The sequence below is a fragment of the Arcticibacter eurypsychrophilus genome (assembly GCF_001730525.1).
Classification (GTDB): Bacteria; Bacteroidota; Bacteroidia; order Sphingobacteriales; family Sphingobacteriaceae; genus Arcticibacter; species Arcticibacter eurypsychrophilus.
In genome coordinates this window covers 1-2,583 of sequence record NZ_MDFN01000059.1, presented here as the reverse complement: position 1 = coordinate 2,583, position 2,583 = coordinate 1, and the positions used below count along the sequence as shown (strand labels likewise).

General features: G+C 38.4%; 3 protein-coding genes and 1 pseudogene. All 4 read right to left on the bottom strand.

Going from position 1 to position 2,583, the window contains the following annotated elements; translation table 11 throughout:
- Positions 1-241: 241 nt before the first annotated feature.
- Positions 242-295: pseudogene (locus BFL47_RS20310) on the bottom strand (hypothetical protein); the annotation flags it as partial.
- A complete protein-coding gene (locus tag BFL47_RS20305; protein WP_245681416.1) occupies positions 277-495 on the bottom strand; it encodes a helix-turn-helix domain-containing protein in 219 nt (72 codons plus the stop codon). The gene BFL47_RS20305 and the pseudogene BFL47_RS20310, both read right to left, overlap by 19 nt.
- Positions 496-696: 201 nt before the next feature.
- Positions 697-1,128, bottom strand: a complete 432-nt coding sequence (locus tag BFL47_RS20300; protein WP_245681415.1) for a hypothetical protein — start codon at positions 1,126-1,128, stop codon at positions 697-699.
- Positions 1,129-1,197: 69 nt separating this feature from the next.
- Positions 1,198-2,022, bottom strand: coding sequence for an SDR family NAD(P)-dependent oxidoreductase (locus BFL47_RS18885; protein WP_069661351.1), 825 nt, complete (start codon positions 2,020-2,022; stop codon positions 1,198-1,200).
- Positions 2,023-2,583: the final 561 nt, after the last annotated feature.

The window sequence follows — 2,583 nt, the reverse complement described above, 5'->3', positions numbered from 1 at the left end:
TGAAAGTCTTCAGCTGATCACAAAAGGAGGGTTTAATGGGAATGCAACCTTTAACCTAACTGGTCATTTAGGGCGGTTTGAGATAATTTATTCCCCTTTAAATATTCAATTCTCATGACTTAGCGATACATTTCGTCCAAATACTATTGCAACCCCACGATTTGTTCGATGTGCTGGGATTTTAACACAAATTTGAGATCACTTCCTAAGAATGCACTGATCCTTTATTAGTTTGGTAAACTCAATTTGAGTACTGCTTTTTAAACTGATTGGGACTTAACCCCGTTTCCTTTTTAAATAAGCGGGAGAAGTAAGGGGGGTCTCAAAGCCAAGCAAGTAGGCAATCTCATTGACTGTTAATTCCCCTTGATTCAAAAGATTTTTGGCCTCAGAAACAAGGAATATTTGTATCAGGTCCATCGCTGTTTTTCCCGTTTCTTGCTTCAACAGGTCACTCAGGTAGCGAGGGGACAAATTCAGTTCTGCCGCTAACATGGCGACCGTAGGCAATCCTTTTTCCAGCAACTGTCCCTGTTCGAAATAGGCAGCTAGTGCCTTATCAAATTTTGTGACAGTTGTGCCTGAAAGGATAAAGCGGTTGATAAATTGCCGCTTATAAAAACGCTGGGAATACTTGAGGATTGATTCAATGTGTCCTAGAATAATATCCCTGGTAAATTCATCCTGGTTGTTATGTTACTCGTGTGCTATTTTCTCATACAATTCCCAAATGATCTGTTGTTCTTTTGGCGAAATATGCAGCGCTTCATTAAGTTCATAATTAAAAAAACTATACTTTTTAATTTCTGAATGCAGCGAATGTCCGCTCAGGTAATCTTCGTGAAACCAGATTTCGAAACCCTCACCATCCAACGCTATGTCCTTCATCTGTATAGTCTGATGCGGCTTTAGAAAATACATGGAACCGCTCTCATGGTCATAATGTGTTTTACCGTACCTGATCTCTCCGGAGTTAAACTTTTTAAAAGCTATAATAAAAAAATTAGTGGTCACTTCGTAGCTGGCTACACTACGTAGTGGATTGCATGTAAACAGCGTAAGCAAAGTATTTTCCGGTTCCGGATAATTATTACAGCGATGAACATCGCTCAGACTTTTAAAATGCATCGTTTGATAATTAATCAGCCTATGCTTTACCTATAGGCTGGTCTTTGTATAAAATTACAACTATTTCTTTTACAAACCATGCGCTTTAACCGAAACATCTTTCCAATCTTCCCAAGTGGCCAATCGTTCTGCATAGATGTATTGTGCTAACGGCAACGCTTTCTTTCCAAGAATCAATCGCAAAGGAGGATTCGGCGTATCCACTAGTTCCAGAATTGCTTCCGAAGTAGCCTTAGGATCTCCATAAGCATCGGCTGCAGCAAACTCCGGTAGTGCGTATAATTCAGCTTTCATATTATCGTAAGCTGAAATGGGATTGCTTTGAATAGAAGAGTTATTAAAGTCAGTTGCATAGCCGTTAGGCTCCACGAGGGTCACCTTAATACCGAACCCTTTTACTTCTTGAGCAAGTGCTTCACTAAGCCCCTCTACAGCGAATTTTGAGGCACAATACATTCCTGCCGTAGCGAAGGAATAAATGCCAAGAGCACTTGAGAGCTGCACAATATGACCACTTCCCTGAGCCCTCATGATGGGTAATGCAGCTTGCGTTATCCACAGGGTGCCAAACAGATTAGCATCAATTATGTCTTTGGCAGCTTGTTCGTCAAGTTCTTCTACGGTTCCAAACAAACCGGTTCCTGCATTATTAATTACGACATCAATACTGCCAAAGTGAAATTTAGCTTTTGCCATCGCATCAAAACATGCAGCCCTGTTAGTCACTTCTAGTTCCATCGGCAGCACTACGCTTCCATATTTTACCACAAGATCTTTTAACCCGCCGGCACTTCTTGAAGTGGCAACTACGTTGTCACCACGCTCCAAAAAGGCTTCCGCCCAAATTTTACCAAATCCACGAGATGCTCCCGTAATAAAAATCGTTTTTGCCATTATTCTTTTGTTTTATTTATCCCTTTTGATTAGACAAATCTACTGTGATCACAGACGGAGCATTTATACATAATAGCGGAATAAGGATACATTTTTACGAAAATTAAGCTGGGCAATATTATAGAGTAAAAACAAAAATCCTTTTGTTAAATAAGATACTTATTGAAAATCTTAGTACTTGATAGCATTTTTTAATTGTTTATAAAATTCTGCTATATGGGAATTCCATGATGCACTTTAAAGCATTCATTATTAAAAAGTAGCAGTACAATGTAATATCATTAAACGGTGGAATAATGATATTACAGGCATAAGCTTAGCAAATAACGAGGGAATAATGGTAAGAGATTATTAGCAGGGACGCTCGATAAGTACTTGCTGTTACAGTAATATAAATAGGTCAAAGTATCAATAGACTAACATCTGTGATAAAGTGTAGCCTAATGACATATTTATATACCCGGAAAATAGGGTAATCAAAAAAATGAGCTAAATCTAATTAAAAGTAACTATTCAGGACTGAAGTTAGTGATTAATTTTAGGGTATAAAAGACATCATTA

Coding starts and splice junctions, on each gene's coding strand:
- BFL47_RS20305 (WP_245681416.1), bottom strand. CDS start 495: ATGTTAGCGGCAGAACTGAATTTGTCCCCTCGCTACCTGAGTGACCTG.
- BFL47_RS18885 (WP_069661351.1), bottom strand. CDS start 2,022: ATGGCAAAAACGATTTTTATTACGGGAGCATCTCGTGGATTTGGTAAA.
- BFL47_RS20300 (WP_245681415.1), bottom strand. CDS start 1,128: ATGCATTTTAAAAGTCTGAGCGATGTTCATCGCTGTAATAATTATCCG.